The organism is Variovorax sp. V116, from assembly GCF_041154435.1.
GTDB classification, from domain to species: domain Bacteria; phylum Pseudomonadota; class Gammaproteobacteria; order Burkholderiales; family Burkholderiaceae_C; genus Variovorax; species Variovorax paradoxus.
The window spans coordinates 5,083,842-5,103,608 of record NZ_AP028661.1 but is presented as its reverse complement, the minus strand read 5'-3'; the positions used below and the strand labels follow the sequence as shown (position 1 = coordinate 5,103,608).

27 protein-coding genes are annotated in these 19,767 nt (G+C 68.5%); 20 read left to right on the top strand and 7 right to left on the bottom strand.

Going from position 1 to position 19,767, the window contains the following annotated elements; genetic code table 11:
* The first annotated feature begins 2 nt into the window (after window positions 1-2).
* The 8 genes from rplB (at window position 3) to ACAM58_RS24395 (ending at window position 3,992) form a co-directional block, all read left to right on the top strand.
* Complete coding sequence (gene rplB / locus ACAM58_RS24430; protein WP_015867666.1) at window positions 3-827, top strand: 50S ribosomal protein L2; 825 nt, start codon at window positions 3-5, stop codon at window positions 825-827.
* A gap of 10 nt (window positions 828-837) precedes the next feature.
* Window positions 838-1,116: a 30S ribosomal protein S19 gene (gene rpsS, locus ACAM58_RS24425; RefSeq protein ID WP_007838132.1), complete on the top strand. Its 279-nt coding sequence runs from the start codon at window positions 838-840 to the stop codon at window positions 1,114-1,116.
* Window positions 1,117-1,125: 9 nt separating this feature from the next.
* Window positions 1,126-1,458 (top strand): 50S ribosomal protein L22, encoded by a 333-nt coding sequence (rplV, locus tag ACAM58_RS24420; protein WP_007838134.1) that lies wholly within the window; start codon window positions 1,126-1,128, stop codon window positions 1,456-1,458.
* A 17-nt stretch (window positions 1,459-1,475) separates the two neighbouring features.
* Window positions 1,476-2,402, top strand: a complete 927-nt coding sequence (rpsC, locus tag ACAM58_RS24415) for a 30S ribosomal protein S3 (protein ID WP_015867665.1) — start codon at window positions 1,476-1,478, stop codon at window positions 2,400-2,402.
* Window positions 2,403-2,430: 28 nt separating this feature from the next.
* A complete protein-coding gene (gene rplP, locus ACAM58_RS24410; RefSeq protein WP_015867664.1) occupies window positions 2,431-2,847 on the top strand; it encodes a 50S ribosomal protein L16 in 417 nt (138 codons plus the stop codon).
* 55 nt (window positions 2,848-2,902) lie between these two features.
* Window positions 2,903-3,112, top strand: coding sequence for a 50S ribosomal protein L29 (gene rpmC / locus ACAM58_RS24405; RefSeq protein WP_026284221.1), 210 nt, complete (start codon window positions 2,903-2,905; stop codon window positions 3,110-3,112).
* A 9-nt stretch (window positions 3,113-3,121) separates the two neighbouring features.
* Window positions 3,122-3,391 carry a 30S ribosomal protein S17 gene (gene rpsQ / locus ACAM58_RS24400; protein ID WP_015867662.1) on the top strand — a complete coding sequence of 90 codons (270 nt, stop codon included), beginning with the start codon at window positions 3,122-3,124 and terminating at the stop codon, window positions 3,389-3,391.
* A 94-nt stretch (window positions 3,392-3,485) separates the two neighbouring features.
* On the top strand, window positions 3,486-3,992 hold the full coding sequence (locus ACAM58_RS24395) for a peroxiredoxin (protein WP_015867661.1): 507 nt from the start codon (window positions 3,486-3,488) through the stop codon (window positions 3,990-3,992).
* 12 nt (window positions 3,993-4,004) lie between these two features.
* Here the strand turns inward: ACAM58_RS24395 and ACAM58_RS24390 are convergent, their stop codons facing one another.
* Window positions 4,005-4,592 carry a GNAT family N-acetyltransferase gene (locus ACAM58_RS24390; RefSeq protein WP_015867660.1) on the bottom strand — a complete coding sequence of 196 codons (588 nt, stop codon included), beginning with the start codon at window positions 4,590-4,592 and terminating at the stop codon, window positions 4,005-4,007.
* A gap of 202 nt (window positions 4,593-4,794) precedes the next feature.
* Window positions 4,795-5,292, bottom strand: a complete 498-nt coding sequence (locus ACAM58_RS24385) for a TlpA disulfide reductase family protein (RefSeq protein WP_015867659.1) — start codon at window positions 5,290-5,292, stop codon at window positions 4,795-4,797.
* A gap of 89 nt (window positions 5,293-5,381) precedes the next feature.
* On the opposite strand from ACAM58_RS24385, the gene ACAM58_RS24380 reads away from it, so the two are divergent.
* The 12 genes from ACAM58_RS24380 (at window position 5,382) to ACAM58_RS24325 (ending at window position 14,883) form a co-directional block, all read left to right on the top strand.
* Entirely contained in the window at window positions 5,382-5,924 is a 543-nt protein-coding gene (locus ACAM58_RS24380) for a hypothetical protein (RefSeq protein ID WP_015867658.1), read from the top strand.
* Window positions 5,921-7,168 (top strand): MFS transporter, encoded by a 1,248-nt coding sequence (locus tag ACAM58_RS24375; protein WP_369663694.1) that lies wholly within the window; start codon window positions 5,921-5,923, stop codon window positions 7,166-7,168. The genes ACAM58_RS24380 and ACAM58_RS24375 overlap by 4 nt, the downstream gene beginning before the upstream one ends.
* The gene (locus tag ACAM58_RS24370; RefSeq protein ID WP_015867656.1) at window positions 7,165-7,620 is read left to right on the top strand and encodes a PTS sugar transporter subunit IIA; all 456 of its coding nucleotides are present in this window, start codon (window positions 7,165-7,167) and stop codon (window positions 7,618-7,620) included. Before ACAM58_RS24375 ends, ACAM58_RS24370 begins: the two co-directional genes overlap by 4 nt.
* A complete protein-coding gene (locus tag ACAM58_RS24365; RefSeq protein WP_015867655.1) occupies window positions 7,589-7,858 on the top strand; it encodes an HPr family phosphocarrier protein in 270 nt (89 codons plus the stop codon). Before ACAM58_RS24370 ends, ACAM58_RS24365 begins: the two co-directional genes overlap by 32 nt.
* 10 nt (window positions 7,859-7,868) lie before the next feature.
* A complete protein-coding gene (gene ptsP, locus ACAM58_RS24360) occupies window positions 7,869-9,665 on the top strand; it encodes a phosphoenolpyruvate--protein phosphotransferase (RefSeq protein ID WP_015867654.1) in 1,797 nt (598 codons plus the stop codon).
* Window positions 9,666-9,800: 135 nt separating this feature from the next.
* Window positions 9,801-10,172, top strand: a complete 372-nt coding sequence (locus tag ACAM58_RS24355) for a hypothetical protein (protein ID WP_018906537.1) — start codon at window positions 9,801-9,803, stop codon at window positions 10,170-10,172.
* Between the two features lie 45 nt (window positions 10,173-10,217).
* A complete protein-coding gene (locus ACAM58_RS24350) occupies window positions 10,218-10,685 on the top strand; it encodes a Spy/CpxP family protein refolding chaperone (protein ID WP_018906538.1) in 468 nt (155 codons plus the stop codon).
* Entirely contained in the window at window positions 10,678-11,178 is a 501-nt protein-coding gene (locus ACAM58_RS24345) for a DUF4260 domain-containing protein (protein WP_015867651.1), read from the top strand. The genes ACAM58_RS24350 and ACAM58_RS24345 overlap by 8 nt, the downstream gene beginning before the upstream one ends.
* Window positions 11,172-11,579 carry a hypothetical protein gene (locus tag ACAM58_RS24340; RefSeq protein WP_018906539.1) on the top strand — a complete coding sequence of 136 codons (408 nt, stop codon included), beginning with the start codon at window positions 11,172-11,174 and terminating at the stop codon, window positions 11,577-11,579. Before ACAM58_RS24345 ends, ACAM58_RS24340 begins: the two co-directional genes overlap by 7 nt.
* 50 nt (window positions 11,580-11,629) lie before the next feature.
* Entirely contained in the window at window positions 11,630-12,328 is a 699-nt protein-coding gene (locus tag ACAM58_RS24335) for a response regulator transcription factor (protein WP_026284223.1), read from the top strand.
* A complete protein-coding gene (locus tag ACAM58_RS24330) occupies window positions 12,325-13,722 on the top strand; it encodes a HAMP domain-containing sensor histidine kinase (RefSeq protein ID WP_015867648.1) in 1,398 nt (465 codons plus the stop codon). The genes ACAM58_RS24335 and ACAM58_RS24330 overlap by 4 nt, the downstream gene beginning before the upstream one ends.
* Window positions 13,723-13,839: 117 nt before the next feature.
* Complete coding sequence (locus tag ACAM58_RS24325; RefSeq protein WP_018906541.1) at window positions 13,840-14,883, top strand: NADP-dependent oxidoreductase; 1,044 nt, start codon at window positions 13,840-13,842, stop codon at window positions 14,881-14,883.
* Between the two features lie 78 nt (window positions 14,884-14,961).
* On the opposite strand, the gene ACAM58_RS24320 is transcribed toward ACAM58_RS24325, so the two are convergent.
* The 5 genes from ACAM58_RS24320 to ACAM58_RS24300 form a co-directional block, all read right to left on the bottom strand.
* Window positions 14,962-15,285, bottom strand: a complete 324-nt coding sequence (locus ACAM58_RS24320; RefSeq protein ID WP_015867646.1) for a hypothetical protein — start codon at window positions 15,283-15,285, stop codon at window positions 14,962-14,964.
* Window positions 15,286-15,358: 73 nt separating this feature from the next.
* On the bottom strand, window positions 15,359-16,210 hold the full coding sequence (locus ACAM58_RS24315; protein ID WP_028254146.1) for a DMT family transporter: 852 nt from the start codon (window positions 16,208-16,210) through the stop codon (window positions 15,359-15,361).
* Between the two features lie 71 nt (window positions 16,211-16,281).
* A complete protein-coding gene (locus ACAM58_RS24310; protein WP_018906543.1) occupies window positions 16,282-16,995 on the bottom strand; it encodes an AraC family transcriptional regulator in 714 nt (237 codons plus the stop codon).
* A gap of 37 nt (window positions 16,996-17,032) precedes the next feature.
* Window positions 17,033-18,169, bottom strand: coding sequence for an SLC13 family permease (locus tag ACAM58_RS24305; protein ID WP_018906544.1), 1,137 nt, complete (start codon window positions 18,167-18,169; stop codon window positions 17,033-17,035).
* Window positions 18,150-19,682 carry a class I adenylate-forming enzyme family protein gene (locus tag ACAM58_RS24300; protein WP_018906545.1) on the bottom strand — a complete coding sequence of 511 codons (1,533 nt, stop codon included), beginning with the start codon at window positions 19,680-19,682 and terminating at the stop codon, window positions 18,150-18,152. The genes ACAM58_RS24305 and ACAM58_RS24300 overlap by 20 nt, the downstream gene beginning before the upstream one ends.
* Between the last annotated feature and the right edge of the window lie 85 nt (window positions 19,683-19,767).

The window sequence follows — 19,767 nt, the reverse complement described above, 5'->3', positions numbered from 1 at the left end:
TCATGGCCGTCATCAAGATGAAACCCACTTCGCCGGGCCAACGCGGCGCGGTGAAGATCTCGCGGGACCACCTGTTCAAGGGTGCTCCTCACGCGCCTCTGCTGGAGCCCCAGTTCCAGAAGGCCGGCCGCAACAACAACGGCCACATCACGATCCGTCATCGTGGCGGCGGTGCCAAGCACCACTACCGCGTTGTCGACTTCGTGCGCAACAAGGACGGCATCCCGGCCAAGGTCGAACGCATCGAATACGACCCGAACCGCACCGCCCACATTGCCCTGGTCTGCTACGCCGACGGCGAGCGCCGCTACATCATCGCCCCGCGCGGTCTTGAGGCTGGTGCAACGCTGCTGAGCGGTTCGGAAGCCCCGATCCGCGCCGGCAACACGCTGCCGATCCGCAACATTCCGGTCGGTTCGACGATCCACTGCATCGAACTGCAACCCGGCAAGGGCGCGCAGATCGCGCGTTCGGCCGGCACGTCGGCCACGCTGCTGGCTCGCGAAGGCGTCTACGCCCAGGTCCGCATGCGTTCGGGTGAGGTGCGCCGCATCCACATCGAATGCCGCGCCACCATCGGTGAAGTCGCGAACGAAGAGCACAGCCTGCGCCAACTCGGCAAGGCCGGTGTGAAGCGTCACATGGGTATTCGCCCGACCGTTCGCGGCGTGGTGATGAATCCTGTCGACCACCCGCACGGTGGTGGCGAAGGCAAGACCGGCGAAGGCCGCCATCCTGTCGACCCATGGGGCAACCTGACCAAGGGCTACCGTACCCGTAACAACAAGCGCACGCAGGTCTTCATCGTGTCGCGCCGCAAGAAGTAAGGGATAGCAAATGACTCGCTCTCTCAAAAAGGGTCCGTTTGTTGACCATCACCTCGTGGCCAAGGCCGACAAGGCCGTGACGACGAAGGACAAGAAGCCGATCAAGACCTGGTCGCGCCGCTCGATGGTCCTGCCCGAGTTCATCGGCCTGACCATTGCCGTGCACAACGGCAAGCAGCACGTGCCTGTCTACATCACCGACCAGATGGTCGGCCACAAGCTCGGCGAATTTGCGCTCACGCGCACGTTCAAGGGGCACCCCGCGGACAAGAAAGTCCAGAAGAAGTAAGGAACGACCATGTCTGAAACACGTGCAGTCCTCCGCGGTGTCCGCCTCTCGGTCGACAAGGGCCGTCTGGTCGCTGACCTGATCCGCGGCAAGAAGGTTGATCAAGCGCTCAACGTCCTGCAATTCACGCAGAAGAAGGCCGCTGTGATCATCAAGAAGGTGCTCGAGTCGGCAATTGCCAACGCCGAGCACAACGATGGCGCCGATATCGACGAACTGAAGGTCAAGACCATCTACGTCGAACAGGGCGCAACGCTCAAGCGCTTCACGGCGCGAGCCAAGGGTCGCGGTAACCGCATCAGCAAGCCCACGTGCCATGTGTACGTGACGGTTGGCAACTAAGAACGCCTGGAAGAAATATGGGACAGAAAATCCATCCGACCGGCTTCCGCCTTGCGGTTACCCGTAACTGGTCCAGCCGCTGGTACGCAAGCGACCGCGATTTCGCGGGCATGCTGGCCGAAGACATCAAGGTCCGCGAATACCTCAAGAAGAAGCTGAAGAACGCTTCGGTGTCGCGCGTCATGATCGAGCGTCCCGCCAAGAACGCACGCATCACGATCTACTCGGCTCGTCCGGGCGTCGTGATCGGCAAGAAGGGCGAAGACATCGAGAACCTCAAGCGCGAACTGGGCAAGCAGCTCGGCGTGCCGGTGGCAGTCAACATCGAAGAAGTGCGCAAGCCCGAAATCGATGCCCAGCTGATCGCCGACAGCATCACGCAGCAGCTCGAAAAGCGGATCATGTTCCGCCGCGCCATGAAGCGCGCCATGCAGAACGCCATGCGTCTGGGTGCCCAGGGCATCAAGATCATGTCGGCTGGCCGCCTGAACGGCATCGAAATTGCCCGTACCGAGTGGTATCGCGAAGGCCGCGTGCCCCTCCATACGCTGCGCGCCGACATCGACTACGGCACCTCGGAAGCCAAGACCACCTACGGCGTCATCGGCGTCAAGGTCTGGGTCTACAAGGGCGACACGCTGGGCCGCAACGACCTGCCGGCCGTCGAAACGCCGCGTCCGGACGACGAGCGTCGCCCGCGTGGTCCGCGCCGCGATGGCCGCCCGGGTGGCGACCGTCCGGGTTCGGACCGTCGTGGCCCCGGCCCGCGCGCCGGTGCCCGTGGCCCGATCGGTGGCAACACCGCCCCGGCCGACGGCAGCGACAAGCCCGCAGAAGCCACTGGCGCAGCTCCCGCTGCTCCGGGTGCAGACTCGAAACCCGCCGTTAAGCGCGTCCGCAAAGCCGCGCCAGCTGCAGCAGCTGACGGTGCCAAGACCGAGTGATCGGTCTTAGAACTACGGAGTATTAAAAATGCTGCAACCTGCACGCAGAAAGTTCCGCAAGGAACAAAAGGGCCGCAACACCGGCGTCGCAACCCGGGGCAACTCGGTTGCCTTCGGTGACTTCGGTCTCAAATGCACCGACCGCGGCCGCCTCACGGCGCGCCAGATCGAAGCCGCTCGCCGCGCGATTTCGCGTCACGTGAAGCGCGGTGGCCGTATCTGGATCCGCGTGTTCCCGGACAAGCCGATCTCTACCAAGCCCGCCGAAGTGCGGATGGGTAACGGTAAGGGCAACCCCGAGTACTACGTCGCTGAAATCCAGCCTGGCAAGATCGTGTTCGAGATCGTCGGCGTGCCCGAAGAACTCGCCCGCGAAGCGTTCCGCCTGGCCGCCGCCAAGCTTCCGCTGCGTACGACCTTCGTCGCTCGCCAGCTCGGCGCCTGAGAGGAGAACATCCATGGCAACACGTAAGAAAAAAGAAACCGCGGCTCCGGCCAAGGTGACCAAGGCTGCAACCCTGCGCACGAAGGACGTCGCAGGCCTGCAAGCCGAAATCAAGGACCTGCAGAAGGCCCATTTCGGCCTGCGCATGCAGAAAGCCACGCAACAGCTGTCGAACACCTCGACGCTGCGCGTGACGCGCCGCGACATCGCGCGCGCCAAGACCATTCTTGCTCAGAAGCAGCAAGAAACCCAAGCCGCCAAGTAAGGAGTGAACATGACGGAAGCTAAAAAATCCCTCAAGCGCACCTTGATCGGCAAGGTGGTCAGCGACAAGCGTGCCAAGACCGTGACCGTGCTGGTCGAGCGCCGTGTGAAGCACGAGCTCTACGGCAAGATCGTGGCCAAGACGAGCAAGTACCACGCCCACGACGAAAAGGGCGAGTACAAGCTGGGCGACACCATCGAGATCACGGAAAGCCGTCCGATCTCCAAGACCAAGAACTGGGTCGTGACCCGCCTGGTCGAGAAGGCCGTGCTGGTCTGATCACCGGCTGATCGATCTCGGGAAGCCTCTTGAAGGCAACCCATCCGGAAACGGCCCACAATGTGGGCCGTTTTTCTTTTTCAGGAGCACTCAGATGATCAAAGTCGGCGACACCCTTCCTTCGGCAACCCTGCAGGAATATTCCGAGGTCGAAGGCGAAGGCTGCAGCATCGGCCCGAACCCGGTGGACGTGAGCAAGGCCACGGCCGGCAAGACCATTGCGCTGTTCGCGCTGCCGGGCGCCTTCACGCCCACCTGCTCGGCCAAGCACGTGCCCGGCTATGTGCAGCACTACGACGACTTCAAGGCCGCCGGCGTGGACGAGATCTGGTGCGTGAGCGTGAACGACGCCTTCGTGATGGGCGCCTGGGCGCGCGACCAGAAGACCGGCGCCAAGGTGCGCATGCTGGCCGACGGCAGCGCCGATTTCGCCAAGGCCACCGGCCTCACGCTCGACCTGACCGGCCGCGGCATGGGCCTGCGCAGCAACCGCTATTCGATGCTCGTGAAGGACGGCAAGGTGGCCACGCTGAACGTCGAGGCACCGGGCAAGTTCGAGGTCAGCAATGCCGAGACGCTGCTGGCCCAGGCCCGCGGCTGACGGCGGAGCTGGCTAAAGGTCCACCTTGAGGTAGTGCGCGCCCGCGATCGGGTTGTGATAGTAGGGCGGCACTTCCTCGAATCCCAGGTCTTCGTAGAGCGCGCGGGCCGATTCCATGTCGTCCAGCGTGTCGAGCAGCACGCAGGCATAGCCTGCGCCGCGCGCGGCGTCGAGGATGGCTTCGGCAAGCTGCCGCCCGACGCCCAGCCCCCGAAAGCCGGGCCGCACGAACAGCCGCTTCATCTCCGCGGCATTGGCGTAGTCGGTGTTGTCGAGCGGGCGCAGCGCGCAGCAGCCGGCCACGTGCGCCAGCGTGCCATTGGCGCGCATGAGGGTCGGCGCGCGTTGCCCGGCTTCCTCCTTGATGTGGGCGGCATCGACCAGCGCGAGCAGCAGGGCGCCGCGCGGCTCGGCGTAGTCGCCAGGCAGCGTGGCGACCTCTTCCTCGAAATTCTGGAAGCACAGGTCGATGTCCAGCGAGGCGGCGTAGTCGCGGAAGATCGCGCGCGCCGCATCGAGTTCGGCGGGTTCCTCCGGCGTCAGGAGCACGACGGCTGGCGTGTCGGCCAGCGGCAGCGGGCGTGAAACCGAAAAGCTCATACGCGCAGCGATGAGATCCAGTAGGCCATGCCTGCGCATGCGGCGAACAGGATCGGTGCGGGCTCACGCGAGGCGGCCACGGGAGAGTCGGTCATCGAAGAGGCGGGGTGCGCAAGAACTGCGGAAGGCGCAGATTAGCAAAGTCCGGGCCGAAGCATGCTTCGGGTTGTTGCTATGCGTTCGCCCCTGCACCTCGTGCGGATCAAGCCTCGGCGAGCAGTTTCTCGATCAGCTTGTGGAGCTCGGCGAAATCGGGTTCGCCCACATAGCGCTTGACGATCTCGCCCTTCTTGTTGACCAGGTAGGTGGTGGGCGTGAGCTTCACGTCGCCCCAGGCCTGGGCCACGCTGCCGGTGTTGTCGATCGCCACCTTGAACGGCAGCTTGCGGGTCTCGGCAAAGTTGACGACGTAGCTTGGCGGGTCGTAGCTCATGGCCACGGCCAGCGTGTCGTAGCCCTTGGACTTGTACTTGTCGTAGGTGGCAATGACCTTGGGCATTTCCGCCACGCAGGTCACGCAGCTGGTGGCCCAGAAGTTCACCAGGGTGACCTTGCCCTTCAGGTCGTTGGTGCTTTTCTTGCTGCCGTCGAGCAGCACGAAGGTCGAGGCCGGTGCCTCGGTGGTGCCGGAACCCAGGTACACCCCCACGCCCGCGGCCAATGCAAGGGCGACTGCGGCGACGGTGATGTATTTTTTCATGGCAGCGGATGGAGAGGGGCCGGCCGATTTTAGTTCCGCCGGCCGGATCGTGCCGGCGGGCGTGCGGGCGGCTCGATAATGGCTTTCCGATGCCATCGTCCGACTCCCGTTTCCGGCCCGCGCTGGCCGCAGCCGCCACGCTCGCGCTTGCCGCCTGCAGCCCCACCTTCAACTGGCGCGAGGTGCCGATTGCCGACGACGGCCTGGTCGTCCTCCTGCCCTGCAAGGCGGACCGCGCCGACCGCGCCTTGCCGCTCGGCGCCGAGTCGGTGCAGGTCGACATGGCGGGCTGCGAGACCGGCGGTGCGACCTTCGCGGTGGCCCATGCCTCGGCCGAGAGCCCGGCGCAGGCCGAGGCCTGGCTCCGGGCGTGGCGCGCTGCCACCCGCAGCCAGTTGGGCGAGGCGCAGATGACCGAAGCCCCTGCCGTACTGAAACGCGCGATCGCGGCGCCCGCGCCGGTGCGGCTCGATGCCCAGCCGCCGCAAAAGGGCGCCGCGCCGGTCCAGGTGCTCTGGTTCGCCCAGTCGAAGAAGAACGGCGGTGTCGCGCTCTATCAGGCCACCGTGCTCGGCCGCCCCTCCGCGCCCGAGGCGGCGACCACCTTCTTCGAGGGCCTGCGTCTCCCATGAGCGGCGGCCTGCTTGCCGGACGGCGGCGCATCGCCACCGTCTTCCTGGCCTTTGCCTTCGCCTATTTCCTTTCGACGCTGGTGCGCGCCATCACGGCCACGCTGTCGCCCGCGCTCACCGCCGAGTTCGGACTCGAGTCGCGCGACCTTGGATTGCTCGCGGGCGGCTATTTCCTGGGTTTCGCGTTCACGCAGCTGCCCATGGGCACCTGGCTCGACCGCCATGGGCCCAAGCGCGTGATCGTCTGCTTCCTGTCTGCCGCGGTGGCCGGCTGCCTTCTGTTTTCGGTGGCCACGCATTTCTGGCTGCTGCTGGCGGCGCGCGTGCTCACCGGCGTCGGCGTGAGCGCCTGCCTGATGGCGCCGCTCACCGGCTACCGGCGCTGGCTGACGCCGCCCATGCAGCTGCGCAGCAATTCGTGGATGCTGATGGTGGGCTCCTTCGGCCTGGTCGGCGCGACCTTGCCGGTGCAGTGGCTCATGCCCTACCTCGGCTGGCGGCCGCTGTTCTGGCTGCTGGCGGCGGGCGCGCTCGTGTCGATGGTGCTGATCGCATGGGCCGCGCCGGCATGGCATGACGGCGCCGCCACCCGGGAAAAGAACCAGGGCGGAGGCAGCTATGCGGCCGTGTGGCGCGATCCCTTCTTCCGCAAGCTCGCGCCGATCGGCTTCTTCAACTACGGCGGCTTCGTCGCGATGCAGACGCTCTGGGTCGTGCCATGGCTCACGCGCGTGGCGGGCTACACGCCCCAGGAGGCCGCCGGCGCGCTGTTCTGGATCAGCGTCGCGCTGCTCGCCACCTATGGGCTCTGGGGCATGGTCAATCCGCGGCTCGCGCACCGCGGCATTCCCGCCGCCCGGCTGCTGGCCTGGGGCATGCCGCTCGGGATGCTCGTGCTTGCTCTGGTTTTGATAGCTGGCCCGGCGGCGGGGACGATGGCCTGGGTGGTCTTCCTGTGCGTTTCCACCGTTGTCACGCTGGCCCAGCCCGCCGTCGCCCTGGCCTTGCCGACTGCGCTCGCGGGTCGCGCGCTGTCGGCCTACAACCTGGTGGTCTTTGCAGGCGTATTTGTCGTGCAGTGGGGCATCGGCCTGCTGATCGACCTGTTCGCCAGCGCCGGGCTCGACCAGGCGGCGTCATTCCGTGCGGCGCTGTCCGTTTTCCTCGCCTGCTGCGTTATGTCGTATGTCTACTTCCTTTGGGCGCCCCCGCATAATCGGTGCGTAGTCCCCCGACCCGCATGAACAGCATCCTCATCATCGCCCACTCACCGTTCGCGCAGGCGCTGCGGCGGTGCGCGCTGCATGTGTTCCCCGATTGCGAACAGGCCATCGTCGCACTCGACGTGCTGCCCAATGTGTCGCCCGAAGAAACGCTGGCGGCAGCCCGCATCACGCTCGAGCAGCAGCTCAATGCACCGCGCTCGCAGGTGCTGGTGCTGGCCGACGTGTTCGGCGCGACGCCCTGCAACGTGGCGCAGAAGCTGGTGGACGGCGTCCGCTCGCGGCTGGTGGCGGGCGTCAACCTGCCGATGCTGCTGCGCGCGGTGACCTACCGCCACGAGCCGCTCGAGACGCTGGTGCAGCGCGCCATCGCGGGCGGCACCGCGGGCGTCATGCAGGTGGCGGTGGCGGCACCCCAGAACCAGGCGAAGAGAAAGCACAGTGATCAAGAAATCCGTGACCATCAGCAATAAGCTGGGCCTCCATGCGCGCGCATCGGCCAAGCTCACCAAGATCGCAGGCAGCTTTCCCTGCGAGGTGTGGCTCTCGCGCGGCGACCGCCGCATCAATGCCAAGAGCATCATGGGCGTCATGATGCTGGCCGCCGGGCTCGGCTCGACCGTCGAACTCGAGACCAACGGCCCGCAGGAAGAAGAGGCGATGGATGCCCTCGTTCAATTGATGAACGACAAGTTCGGCGAAGGCGAGTAAGGGAGCCGCCATGACCTTCGCAGTCCACGGCCTCCCCGTCGCCCGTGGCATTGCCATTGGCCGCGCGGTGCTGGTGGTGTCCAGCCGCATCGACGTGGCCCACTACTTCATCAAGCCCGAGGAAGTGGAGACCGAGATCGACCGGGTGCGCATGGCCCGCAATGCAGTGGCCGACGAACTTGCCAAGCTGCAGGCCAGCGTCGCGCTGATGGGCCCCAACGATGCGCCGCACGAGCTCGCCGCGCTGCTCGAAGTGCACCAGATGCTGCTGCAGGACGAGGCGCTCACCGGCGGCGTCAAGCACTGGATCACCGATCGGCTCTACAACGCCGAGTGGGCGCTGACCACGCAGCTCGAAATCATCGCGCGCCAGTTCGACGAGATGGAGGACGAGTACCTGCGCGAACGCAAGGCCGACCTCGAGCAGGTGGTCGAGCGGCTGCTGCACCGCATGAAGGGCACGGCCGCGGTGCTGGCGCCGAGCCCGCCGCGCCGCAAGCGCCCCGCGGCCGAGGAAGACGACGACCCCACCGCCGGCGACGGCATCGACGCGCCGCTGGTGCTGATCGCGCACGACCTGTCGCCGGCCGACATGCTCCAGTTCAAGAAGAGCGTGTTCGCCGGCTTCGTGACCGACGTGGGCGGGCGCACCTCGCACACCGCGATCGTCGCGCGCAGCATGGACATTCCGGCCGTGGTGGGCGCGCGCACCGCGAGCCAGCTGGTGCGCCAGGACGACTGGGTGATCATCGACGGCGATGCCGGCGTGGTGATCGTCGATCCTTCGCCGATCATCCTGGCCGAGTACGGCTTCAAGCAGCGCCAGGGCGACCTCGAACGCGGCCGGCTCGCACGCCTGCGCCACAAGCCCGCGGTGACGCTCGACGGCCAGCGCGTCGAGTTGCTCGCCAACATCGAGATGCCCGAGGACACCGTCGGTGCCGTCAAGGCCGGCGCAGTGGGCGTCGGGCTGTTCCGCAGCGAGTTCCTCTTCATGGGCCGCGAGTCGCAGCACCAGACGCGCCTGCCCGACGAGGAAGAGCAATACCAGGCCTACAAGCGCGCGGTCGAAGGCATGCAGGGCATGCCGGTCACCATCCGCACCATCGACGTGGGCGCCGACAAGCCGCTCGACGGCAAGGCCGTCAGCAAGCAGGAGCACCTGAATCCCGCGCTCGGCCTGCGCGCCATCCGCTGGAGCCTGGCCGACCCGGCGATGTTCCTCACGCAGTTGCGCGCGATCCTGCGCGCGGCGGCGCACGGCGAGATCCACCTGCTGATCCCGATGCTCGCGCACGTCAGCGAGATCCGCCAGACGCTGTCGCTGATCGACTTCGCGCGCTCGGAGCTCGACAGCCGCGGCGCCGTGTACGGCAAGGTGAAGCTCGGCGCGATGATCGAGATTCCCGCCGCCGCGCTCACGCTCAAGACCTTCCTGAAGTACTTCGACTTCCTGTCGATCGGCACCAACGACCTGATCCAGTACACGCTGGCCATCGACCGCGCCGACGAGGCCGTGGCCCACCTCTACGACCCGGCCCATCCCGCGGTGCTCAGGCTGGTGGCCGACACCATTGCCGAATGCCGCCGCCAGGGCAAGAGCGTGGCCGTGTGCGGCGAGATGGCGGGCGACGTGGCCTTCACGCGCCTCTTGCTCGGCCTCGGACTGCGCAGCTTCTCGATGCATCCGTCGCGCATCCTCGCCGTCAAGCAGGAGGTGCTGCGCGCGGACACCGGCAAGCTCGAGGAATGGGCCAAGGGCGTGCTCGAGTCGGACGATCCGGCGTCGGTGCTGGCCGGAAATTAGTTCTTACTATTTCAATCCGCTCAGAGGCAGGGCGGAGCCGAAATAAAACGAAACACGCCGAAACTGCGGCGAAAGGACTTGCAGACGCGTCGCAAGCACCATCAGGTCTCCTCTTCCACTACAGAAAGGCCTGACATGAAATCCCTCTCCCTGACCCAAGTCGTTGCCATCGGCTCCTTCGCGCTGCTCGCTGCAGCCGGTGCCAAGGCTGAGTCCTACGAAGGCGTCCAGCCGCTCGCCTCGGCCAAGAGCCGCGCCGAAGTCAACGCCGAAGCCGCTCGCACGGCTTCCGCACCGGACCAGAACGTCGTGCGCGGTTCGCGCGGCGCCGAGACCATGGCCGTTTCCAGGGACCGCGCAGGCGTCGTCTTTGAAGCCATGCGCACCGCCGCCGCACCCGACCAGAACGTGACCTCGGGTTCGCGCGTGAACAGCAAGGTCGTCTCGACCCTGCAGAACCCCGTCGATGCACGAGCCGCAGCCGCCGGCAACAGCAACAAACTTTAAGACACATCACGCCCGCAGGGCACTCCGCGGGCCGCAAGGAACATCATGAAACACTGGATCAAACGCACTCTCTTCGGTTTCGCCGGCCTTGCGGTGGTGGCGGGCAGCATTGCCGGCTGCGCCGGGCATCGGCACGGCTGGGGCAGCGGCGATTCCGCCGAGTTCCGCACCAGGATGGTCGAGCGCGTCGGCAGCAAGCTGGAACTCGACGCAGCGCAGAAGCAGAAGCTCACGGTGCTGGCCGAGAAGCTGCAGGCGCAGCGTGAAGCCATGCGCGGCGCGGGCGGGGCGGGCGATCCGCGTTCGCAGTTCAAGGCGCTGTTCGCGGGCAACAAGCTCGACCAGGCGGCCGCCACGCGGCTCGTCGACGAGAAGACCTCGGCCATGCGCAACGGCAGCCCGGAAATCATCGCCGCCGCCGCCGATTTCTTCGACAGCCTGAACGCCGCGCAGCAGCAGAAGGTGCGTGACTTCATGGATCGCGGCGGACGCCGCTGGCGCCATCATGGCTAGGCTTGGCTCGCCCCCGGGCTTCGCGCACTTCGTGTCGCTTCGCCACCTCCCTGCCAGGGGGCGATACCTTCGGCCCGCCGAAGCCGGTTCCGCGGCATCCCCCGAGCAGGCCGTGGCCGCGGCGGGCGGCGTGCGCGCGCTGCTGCGGCTCGAAGGCGCCGTGGTGCTGGGCGCGGCGCTCGCCGCCTACGCGCAGTTCGGCGCGGGTTGGGGCGTGTTCGCGCTCTGGCTGCTCGTGCCCGATCTGTCGCTGCTGGGCTACCTCGCGGGCCCGCGCACGGGCGCGGCGCTCTACAACGCCGCGCACTCGTACGTCGGCCCGGTGCTGCTGCTGGCGCTCGGCGTACTCGCGGCCATGCCCTGGGCGGTGGCCGGCAGCCTGATCTGGCTGGCCCACATCGGCGTCGACCGTGCGCTGGGCTACGGGCTCAAGTACGCGGCGGGCTTCGCTGCCACCCACCTGGGCCGCATCGGCAGGGCCGATCCATGGTGAGCGACGCGTCCATGCGCAGCGGCCGCAGCGCTTCCCCCGCCGTGCACGCGCCGGCCGCGCGCGCATGGATGCTGGCGGAGGCGTCCATGCTCGGCCTCGCGTCGACGGTGCACGCGGGGTTGCTGGTGTCCGGCTACGCGCATGCCGCGGCCCGCAATGCCGAGGCGGTGATAGCCACCGTGCTGGTGCTGGCCTCGGCCGCGACCTGGCTGCGTCCCCATCATGCGCGCCGCGCCGCCATCATCGGCCAGGGCTTCGCGCTGCTGGGCACGCTGGTCGGGCTCGGCACCATCATCGCGGGCATCGGTCCGCGCACGGTGCCCGACGTGGTCTACCACGCGCTGTTGCTCTGCGTTCTCGTGGCGGGCCTGGCCTGGGCGGTGCGATGCCGGCGGGCCTGATGGTCGGCGAGGTCATTCGCCACCTTCTTGTCAGGAGGCACAATCCCGCCATGCCGCGCATCCTGCTGATCGACGACGACGAACATCTCGCCGCGCCGCTGACCACCTACTTCGCCCGCTTCGGCTACACGCTGGAGAGCGCGGTGCGCCCGAGCGAAGGGCTCGCCAAATTGCGCGCGGGCCCGTTCGACGCGGCGATCCTCGACGTGATGCTGCCCGAGATGGACGGCTTTGCGCTGTGCCGCGAGATCCGCAAGGAGAGCGACATTCCCATCGTGATGCTCACCGCGCGCGGCGAGGTGATGGACCGCGTGGTCGGCCTCGAGCTGGGCGCCGACGACTACGTGCCCAAGCCCTTCGAGCCGCGCGAGCTGGTGGCGCGCGTGCAGACCATCCTGCGCCGCCAGCGCAGCACGCCGGCGGCGGCCAACGGCAACGGCACCCAGCACCGCGTGTTCGACGGGCTGTCGATCGACCTCGACCGGCGCCAGGTGCTGCGCCATGGCGAGCGCGTGGAGCTCACCGGCACCGAGTTCGAACTGCTCGCGCTGCTGGCGGCCGAGCCCGGCAAGGTGTTCAGCCGCGACGACATCCTGAACCGCCTGCGCGGCCACGAGGCCGAGCTCTACACCCGGGCCGTCGACATCGTGGTGAGCCGCCTGCGCAAGAAGCTCGAGCCGCTGGACTGCATCAAGACGCTGCGCAATGCCGGCTATGCGCTGGCCGTCGCGCGCAGCGAGCCTGCATGAGGCGCAGGCGGCGGAGTTTGCGCGAGGCGCTGCACGGGATCGCATCGCGCCGGGCGGAACTGCACAGGCAGTGGCACGCACAGTGGCACGAGAAGGTGCAGGGCAAGCGCCGCTGGCGCCGTTCGTTGCGCATCCGGCTGGTCATGATGTTCGTGATGCTGGCGCTGGTGATGGCGGCGGTGTTCATGGGCGGCATGAAGAAGTCCTTTTCCACCGGCTGGGCCGAGGCCGCCAAGCCGATGCTGGTCGACTATGCCGACCGGCTCGTCGCCGAGATCGGCACGCCGCCCGACGTGGCGCGCGCGCAGGCGCTGGTCGCCCGGCTGCCGATCACGATCCGCATCACCGGCCCCAAGGTCAACTGGGACTCGAACCCTGGCGGCAGCAACGGCCGAGGCGGCTGGATGCACGACCGCGACGAGGAACCCTGGAACGACAAGTGGTTCGTCCGCCCGACCGCCGATGGCCACCGCGTCATCTTCGGCTGGTCGCCCAGGCTCTGGCAGCTCGCGCCGCGCATCGTCGGGTGGGCCACGCTCTGCGCGCTGCTGCTGCTCGTGGTGCTGGGCTATGCCTATGTCAGCCGGCTGCTGCGGCCGCTGATCGACATCCGCGAAGGCGCGCAGCGCTTCGGCCGCGGCGAGTTCACGCAGCCGATCCCGATCCGCCGCAACGACGACCTGGGCGACCTTGCCGAGCACATCAACACCATGGCCGACGACATCCAGGCCATGCTCGATGCCAAGCGCGGGCTGCTGCTGGCGTTGAGCCACGAGCTGCGCTCGCCGCTCACGCGCGCCCGGCTCAATGCCGAGCTGCTGCCGGCCACGCCCGAAAGCCAGGCCGAGCGCGAGGCGCTGCTGCGCGACTTGAACGAGATGCGCGACCTGATCAGCGACCTGCTCGAGAGCGAGCGGCTCGCAAGCCCGCACGTGGCGCTGCAGCGCGAGCCGGTCGACCTGGCGGCACTGGTGCGCGAAGTCGCGGCCGAGATGCCGGGCGCCCCGCAGGTGCACCTGGACCTGGCCGAGGGACTGCCGCCGCATGCCGTCGACCGCATGCGCATCCGCCTGCTGGTGCGCAACCTGCTGGACAACGCCTTGCGCTACAGCACCGATGCGCCCCGCCCGCCCTGCGTGTCGCTGCGCGCCGTGGTCGACGGGCCGGCGCAGGGCGTGGAGATCGAGGTGCGCGACCACGGCCCCGGCGTCGACGAGGCCCAGCTCGAACGCCTGACCGAGGCCTTCTACCGCACCGACAGCGCGCGCGCGCGCGCCACCGGCGGCGTCGGGCTGGGCATGTACCTTTGCCGGCTGATCGCCGAGGCCCACGGCGGCAGCCTCGCGGTGCACAACGCGAATCCGGGCCTGCGGATCGTGGTTCGCCTGGCCTGAGCGGCTGGCGGACCTGGGCGCGGGTCCGGCGCGGTGCTGTCGCCTGCGCTACGGCCAGCAGCGCCGCGCGCCGCTAGCATGGCGCCGCAACAACGACCTTTCCCAAGGAGACCTCCCATGGCCGAAACGCCCGTCAATCACCAGGTCAGGCTCGCCAAGCGGCCCGAGGGCGCGGCAACGCGCGAACACTGGCAGTTCACCACCGAGCCGGTCGGCGAGCCCGCCGAGGGCGGCGTGCTGGTCAAGACCCTCTCGCTCTCGCTCGACCCCGCCATGCGCGGCTGGCTCAACGACGCCAAGAGCTACATCGCGCCGGTGGAAATCGGCGCCGTGATGCGCGCGGGCGGCATCGGCCGCGTCATCGCGTCGAAGAATCCGGACTTCGCGGTCGGCGACACGGTCTACGGCACGCTGGGCGTGCAGGAATACATGCTCGTGCCCCAGGAAGAGATCAAGCGCAACGGGCTCGCCAAGATCGACCTGCGCGCCGGCACCATCCACCAGTGGCTCAACGTGCTCGGCATGCCGGGCATGACCGGCTACTTCGGGCTGATGGACGTGGGCCAGCCCAAGGCGGGCGAAACGGTGGTCATCTCCGGTGCCGCGGGCGCCGTGGGACAGACCGTCGGGCAGCTCGCCAAGATCAAGGGCTGCCGCGTGGTCGGCATCGCCGGCGGCCAGGCCAAGTGCGACTGGGTGGTGAAGGAGCTGGGCTTCGACGCCTGCATCGACTACAAGGCCGGCGCGGGTGCCGTGCGCGACGGCCTCAAGGCGCACTGCCCCAAGGGCGTGGACATCTACTTCGACAACGTCGGCGGCGAGATCCTCGACGCGGTGCTCGCGCGGCTCGCACGCAAGGCCCGCGTGATCATCTGCGGCGCCATCAGCCAGTACAACAACGCCAACAGCATGCCCGCGGCCGGCCCCCGCAACTACCTGAGCCTGCTGGTGAACCGCGCGCGCATGGAAGGCATCGTGGTGTTCGACTACGCGGACCGCTTCCCCATTGCCGTGGCCGAGCTGGCCGGCTACCTCAAGGACGGCCGCATGAAGAGCAAGGAAGACGTGGTCGTGGGGCTCGACACCTTCCCCGATGCGCTGAACCGGCTGTTCAGCGGCGAGAACTTCGGCAAGCTGGTGCTGCAGGTGGCGCAGGACTGAAGCGCAGGCGTCGATCGGACGGCCGCAGTCGGGCCCCGACGACGACCTGGGCGCTCTTGGCGGCGCTCGCCGCTCAGTTCACTCGTCGGTCGGCCGCATCGGAATGTCGCCCATTGCGTCGTCCTCGCGCAGGCTGCGCGCGGCCTTCAGCAGTTCGATCGACAGGCCGCCGCCCTGGCCGGCAAAGCCCTTGGCGACGCCCTCGAGCGCGGTTGCGAGGCCGTTCTCGCCGTCGGCGCGCGCATCCATGCTGATGTTGAGCACCCGGGCCGCCATCTGGCGGTAGGTGATGGCGCCCGCGCCCTCCAGGGCGGCCACCAGGTCGAGGTACAGCGCCAGGTTCAGGTCGAACACCAGCTTGGGCGTGATCTCGAAATCTTCGTTCTTGTTCTTGTTTTCCATGAGTGGGGGCTCCTTTTTTCCTGAGCCTCCACTCTAGCCATAAAAACGCGCGCTTCCGTCGGACGAACGCCATTCAGCGTGCGCGTGTGCCCATGACGGCTGCCGAAATGATGAGCAGGGCGGCCAGCGCGATGGTCCAGGTCAGCGGCCGGCCGGTCACGAGCAGCAGCAGCGCCGTCGAGCCCAGGGGGGTGAGATAGCTCAGGATGCCGATGCGCCGCGGGTCGCCGCGCTTGAGCGCCATGTCCCACACGAAGAAGGCCGCGCCCAGCGGGCCGAGGCCGCACAGCACGAGCAGCAGCCAGTCCTTGCCGGACAGCGCGGCCGGCGCTTCGAGCAGCGCGTGGCAGGCCAGCGAGAGCACGCCCGAGACCAGCCCGAACAGGCCGATGGCCGAGGTCGGAAAGGCTTCGACACGCTTCGTCCACAGCGAATAGCTGGCCCAGATGAAGGCCGAGCCCAGCGCCGGCAGGAAGCCCCAGTAGCCTTGGATCGCGTTGGCGCCAGCGCCCGCGCCGCCGCGCGTGCCGAGGATCGCGACCGCCGCGCCCGCAAAGCCCAGCAGCGCCGCCGCCAGATGCAGCGGCCTGAGCGACAGGCCCGGCAGCAGCACCGGCGCCAGCACCACCATGAACAGCGGCCACAGGTAGTTGACCAGGTTGGCCTCGACCGGCGGCGCATGCCGCAGCGCGATGAACAGCAGGAAGTGAAAGCCGAACAGGCCATAGACGCCCAGCGCCAGCGTGCGCGGCGGCACGCGCCAGGCCGCGCGGTCCCGCAGCACCAGCGGCCAGCTCGGCAGGCTGCCGATGATCAGCGCGAGCCCGGTCAGGAGGAAGGGCGGCAGGTGCGCGAGGGCGGTGCCGAGCGAGGCGAGCGTGGCCCAGAGCGTGATCGCGAGCAAGGCAAGGAAGGTGGGCGACATGGAGGGCAAGGCTAACCCGGCCGGCCGTCGCGCAGCGCCGGTGCGTCGTCGCGCAACGACGGTGTGGCCGGTCAGCAGCGATCGCGCCGACGCAGCGCGGCGGTGAGCGCCGAGGGCGAGCGGTAGCCGGTTCGGCGCGCGGTTTCGGCGACGCCCATGCCCTCGAGCCGCAGTTCGCGCGCATGCGCCAGCCGAAGGCCGCGCAGCCAGTGCATCGCGCTCAGGCCCTGTTCCTCGCGGCAACGCTGCGCGAGCTGGCTGGGGCTCAGGCAGGCGACTTCGGCCAGGTCGGCGACCGTGAGCGGCTCGTGCCACCGCGCCCGGGCCCAGGCTGCGAGCGCCGGCCAGTCGATGCGGCGGCGGCGCGTGTGCGGCATTGAAGAAAAAGGCGCGGGGCTCCAGGCTTCAAGCAGCAGCGCGGGGCCGTGCTGCAGCGCGAGCGCGAACTGCTGCGGCTGCGCCGTGCAGTGCGCGAGATAGCGCGCCAGCGCATGCAGCTGAAGCGGGTCGGCCGGCGCGCGCCCGGTACACCGGGCCCACGGCGCATGCGCGGTGTCGAGCACGAGGCAACTGCTGCCGCCGCTGCCGCGTGCTTCGAAGTCGTGCCGGTCGCCGGGCGCGACCACCTGCGCCTGGCCAGCGCCGATGCCGGCGCCGCGGCCTTCGACCTCGATCTCCAGCACGCCTTCCAGGCCGACCAGCACCTGGAAGTGGTCGTGCGCATGGCTGCCGCGCGAGCTGCCGTAGTGGCGCAGCGAAAGGATGGGCGGGGCGGGCTGGTGCATGGTGAAGGGCTGATTGTCTTGCGGCGCTCCCCGCCTGTCACCCGAGCCGCAGCAGCAGCGCCGAGGCCGCGCACACCAGCAGGAACGGAATGCTGATGCGATGGAACTCGCGCAGCCCGTGCGGCAGCCTGGCCAGGCGCAGCGCGATCAGGTTGGCCAGCGAGCCCAGCACGCAGCCGAAGCCGCCCACGCTCACGCCGGCCGCGAGCGCCGGCAGGTCGCGCACATGGCCGTCGAGCAGGATCGCGGCCGGCACGTTGCTGATGAACTGCGAGGCGACGATGGCGGCAAGGTAGGCGCGCCATCCTTCGGTGATGGGCCAGTGGTTCAGCAGCGACCCAATCGCCTGCAGCTCGGCCAGCTGGCGCAGGTCCACGAACATCAGCGCAATGATCGCGAGCAGCGCCCAGTCGATGTCTTTCAGCACGCGCGGATAGCTCAGCAGGAACACCGCGAACACCACGCCCAGGCCCGCGAGCAGCCAGTGCCGGTCGAGCGCGACCACGAAGCCGATGAACAGGACGCCCGCCAGTGCAAGGAGGCGCGGCTGCACCGGCGCGGCCTCGGTCTCGGGCTTGAGCGCGATGGGCGTGCGCGGCACCAGCAGCCAGGCCGCCGCGAAGAGCCAGAACAGCATCACGGCCACGGTCGGCAGCATCATGCCCATGAAGCCGACGAAGCTCTCGCCCGAGCGGTGCCAGAGGTAGAGGTTCTGCGGATTGCCGATGGGCGTGAGGGCCGAACCCGCATTGACCGCCAGTGCCTCGAGCACCACGAGCCGCGCGAGCGGCAGGTGCGCCTGGCTGGCGAGCACGCGCGTGAGCGGCACCAGCAGGAACAGGCTCACGTCGTTGGTCACCAGCGCGGACAGGAACGCCGCGCTGGCGGTCAGCATCAGCGCCAGGCTGCGCTGGCTGTGCGTGCGCGCGAGCAGGCGCTGGGCGGCGGCCTGCAGCATGCCGCTTTTCTCGACCCCTTGCGTGATCGCGAGCAGCCCCGCGAGCGCGCCCACGGTCTGCCAGTCGACCAGCCGGAGCCAGTCCATCGGCGCGCGCGGGCGCAGGAAGGCGAACAGGAGCGCGACGCCGGCCAGCAGCCACAGCAGGCCGTTGCCGCCGCCGTGTTCGGAGGGCGCGGCTGCCCGCGCCTGCGTTTCAGCGGCCGGCGAGTTCACGCAGTTCGCGCTTGAGCACTTTGCCGATCGCGCTGCGCGGCAACTCGTCAATGAACTGCAGACGCGCCAGGCGCTGCGTCTTGCCGAGCTGCGCGTTGGCCCATTGCAGCAGCGCGTCCTCGGACGTGCCGTCACCCTCGCGGCGCACCACGAAGGCCACCGGCGTCTCGCCCCATTGCTCCGACGGCACGCCGGCCACCGCCACGTCGGCCACGGCCGCATGGCCGCGCAGCACGGCTTCGAGATCGCTCGGATAGATGTTGAAGCCGCCGCTGATGATCATGTCCTTCTTGCGGTCGAACAGCGTGAGGAAGCCATCGGCATCGAAGCGGCCGATGTCGCCGGTGCGGATGAAGCGCTTGCCGGCGGCGTCGAACCACTCGGCCTCGCGCGTCTTCTCGGGCTGGCGGTGATAGCCGGTCATCATGCCGCCCGAATGGCCCACCACCTCGCCGGCCAGCTCGATGTTGGCGCGCGGGATCTCGCGGCCCTCCTCGTCGATCAGGCGGATGTCGCTGCCTTCGGCCGGCTGGCCGACGGTGTGCAGCTTGTCCGGATGCAGGTGGGCTTCGAGGATGCAGGTGCCGCCGCCTTCGGTCATGCCGTAGAACTCGATCAGCCCGCCGGGCCAGCGCTTGAGCACATCGGCCTTGAGCGCGGCGTTGAAGGGCGCGCTGGTGCTGAACTTGAAGCGGAAGGACGAGAGGTCGTGCGCATCGAAGCGCGGATGCGCCATCAGGCGCTGGTACTGCACCGGCACCAGCATCGTGTGCGTCACGCGGCGCTGCTCGGCCAGCTGCAGGTAGCCGAGCGCGTCGAACTTGGGCATCAGCACCACGCAGCCGCCGAAGGCAATGGTCGGAAAGAACACCACCAGCGTGGTGTTCGAATAGAGCGGCGTCGACAGCAGCGTGACGGTGTCGGGGCCGTAGCCGTACCTGGCGCCGCGCTGCACGTGGGCCCAGCGCATGCCGTGGCCCTGCACGATGCCTTTGGGCTCGCCGGTGGTGCCCGACGAATAGATGATGTTGAAGGGCCAGGAGGGCTGCGTCTCGACGGCGCGCGGCTGCGTGCCCGCGGGGGCGAGCCAGCGATCGAGGGCCTGCCCGGCGGCGGAGCCGTCGAGCGCCACGCGCGGGATGCCGCCTTCCTTGGCGGGGCCGACGACCTCGGCGGCCGAGGCGTCGGTGAAGAGGATGCGCGCATCGGCGTCCTCGATCATGCGGGCCAGGCTGGACGGCGTGGAGCCGGGCGCCAGCGGCGCGACCGCGACGCCCGCGCGCAAGGCGCCGAGGAACACCGCCGCGTAGTTCACCGAGGATGCCGCGCAGACCGCGATGGCATCGCCCGGCCCGAGGCCGTCGCGCTGCAGGGCGGCCGCGACGCGGTCCATCAGCGCGTCGAGCGCGCCGTAGTCCAGTGCCTGTTGCGCGTCCGCGAGCGCGGCGTGGCCGGGCGTGTGTTGCGCGTGGAGGCGAACCAGGTCGGCGATGGCGCCGAAGCCGCGCTCCATGGCGGCTTGAATGGCAGGGTGCGTTTGCAAAATTCGATCCTTCGTCTTGGCCAGACGGCAGGATAGCGAAGACCCCGGCCCGGCG

Coding starts and splice junctions, on each gene's coding strand:
- rplB (WP_015867666.1), top strand. CDS start 3: ATGGCCGTCATCAAGATGAAACCCACTTCGCCGGGCCAACGCGGCGCG.
- rpsS (WP_007838132.1), top strand. CDS start 838: ATGACTCGCTCTCTCAAAAAGGGTCCGTTTGTTGACCATCACCTCGTG.
- rplV (WP_007838134.1), top strand. CDS start 1,126: ATGTCTGAAACACGTGCAGTCCTCCGCGGTGTCCGCCTCTCGGTCGAC.
- rpsC (WP_015867665.1), top strand. CDS start 1,476: ATGGGACAGAAAATCCATCCGACCGGCTTCCGCCTTGCGGTTACCCGT.
- rplP (WP_015867664.1), top strand. CDS start 2,431: ATGCTGCAACCTGCACGCAGAAAGTTCCGCAAGGAACAAAAGGGCCGC.
- rpsQ (WP_015867662.1), top strand. CDS start 3,122: ATGACGGAAGCTAAAAAATCCCTCAAGCGCACCTTGATCGGCAAGGTG.
- ACAM58_RS24395 (WP_015867661.1), top strand. CDS start 3,486: ATGATCAAAGTCGGCGACACCCTTCCTTCGGCAACCCTGCAGGAATAT.
- ACAM58_RS24390 (WP_015867660.1), bottom strand. CDS start 4,592: ATGAGCTTTTCGGTTTCACGCCCGCTGCCGCTGGCCGACACGCCAGCC.
- ACAM58_RS24385 (WP_015867659.1), bottom strand. CDS start 5,292: ATGAAAAAATACATCACCGTCGCCGCAGTCGCCCTTGCATTGGCCGCG.
- ACAM58_RS24380 (WP_015867658.1), top strand. CDS start 5,382: ATGCCATCGTCCGACTCCCGTTTCCGGCCCGCGCTGGCCGCAGCCGCC.
- ACAM58_RS24375 (WP_369663694.1), top strand. CDS start 5,921: ATGAGCGGCGGCCTGCTTGCCGGACGGCGGCGCATCGCCACCGTCTTC.
- ACAM58_RS24370 (WP_015867656.1), top strand. CDS start 7,165: ATGAACAGCATCCTCATCATCGCCCACTCACCGTTCGCGCAGGCGCTG.
- ptsP (WP_015867654.1), top strand. CDS start 7,869: ATGACCTTCGCAGTCCACGGCCTCCCCGTCGCCCGTGGCATTGCCATT.
- ACAM58_RS24355 (WP_018906537.1), top strand. CDS start 9,801: ATGAAATCCCTCTCCCTGACCCAAGTCGTTGCCATCGGCTCCTTCGCG.
- ACAM58_RS24350 (WP_018906538.1), top strand. CDS start 10,218: ATGAAACACTGGATCAAACGCACTCTCTTCGGTTTCGCCGGCCTTGCG.
- ACAM58_RS24345 (WP_015867651.1), top strand. CDS start 10,678: ATGGCTAGGCTTGGCTCGCCCCCGGGCTTCGCGCACTTCGTGTCGCTT.
- ACAM58_RS24340 (WP_018906539.1), top strand. CDS start 11,172: ATGGTGAGCGACGCGTCCATGCGCAGCGGCCGCAGCGCTTCCCCCGCC.
- ACAM58_RS24335 (WP_026284223.1), top strand. CDS start 11,630: ATGCCGCGCATCCTGCTGATCGACGACGACGAACATCTCGCCGCGCCG.
- ACAM58_RS24330 (WP_015867648.1), top strand. CDS start 12,325: ATGAGGCGCAGGCGGCGGAGTTTGCGCGAGGCGCTGCACGGGATCGCA.
- ACAM58_RS24325 (WP_018906541.1), top strand. CDS start 13,840: ATGGCCGAAACGCCCGTCAATCACCAGGTCAGGCTCGCCAAGCGGCCC.
- ACAM58_RS24320 (WP_015867646.1), bottom strand. CDS start 15,285: ATGGAAAACAAGAACAAGAACGAAGATTTCGAGATCACGCCCAAGCTG.
- ACAM58_RS24315 (WP_028254146.1), bottom strand. CDS start 16,210: ATGTCGCCCACCTTCCTTGCCTTGCTCGCGATCACGCTCTGGGCCACG.
- ACAM58_RS24310 (WP_018906543.1), bottom strand. CDS start 16,995: ATGCACCAGCCCGCCCCGCCCATCCTTTCGCTGCGCCACTACGGCAGC.
- ACAM58_RS24300 (WP_018906545.1), bottom strand. CDS start 19,682: ATGGAGCGCGGCTTCGGCGCCATCGCCGACCTGGTTCGCCTCCACGCG.